Here is a 466-nt window from a genome sequence, read left to right as displayed (position 1 = left end):
CATGTACTGACGGGTGACGATTGTACGCACTCCATCTTGACCAGCTTGAGTTATCTTAGTCTGGCCAACTGGTAAGCTATCACTCTCTACTCGTTCTCGAGTGTAGGGTTCTGCTACCGTCGTGGTAACATCTTTTTCTTCAACGTTTAAGCTTGGAACTTCATTTACAGGAGCGTCTGTTGGTTTATCGCTAATAGTGCCTGTTCCAACTGTTACGATCTCTGATACTGCTGGAGTTGTCACTTCGTTAGAGAGTTCCTGACTTCTCTCTACTTTGCCATCTACCATGTACTGACGGGTGACGATCGTACGCACACCATCTTGACCAGCTTGGGTTATCTTGGTCTGGCCAACTGGCAAGCTATCACTCTCTACTCGTTCTCGAGTGTAGGGTTCTGCTACCGTCGTAGTAACATCCTTTTCTTCAACCTCTAGACTTGGAACTTCATTTACAGGAGCGTCTGTT

1 protein-coding gene is annotated in these 466 nt (G+C 46.6%); it reads right to left on the bottom strand.

Going from position 1 to position 466, the window contains the following annotated elements:
* Window positions 1-466 (bottom strand): G5 domain-containing protein (locus HMPREF2766_RS10285; RefSeq protein WP_261676407.1); only part of this gene is annotated, 466 nt, incomplete at both ends.

Source organism: Streptococcus sp. HMSC076C08 (assembly GCF_001810825.1).
Lineage (GTDB): Bacteria > Bacillota > Bacilli > Lactobacillales > Streptococcaceae > Streptococcus.
This window is presented reverse-complemented; position numbering and strand designations above follow the sequence as displayed.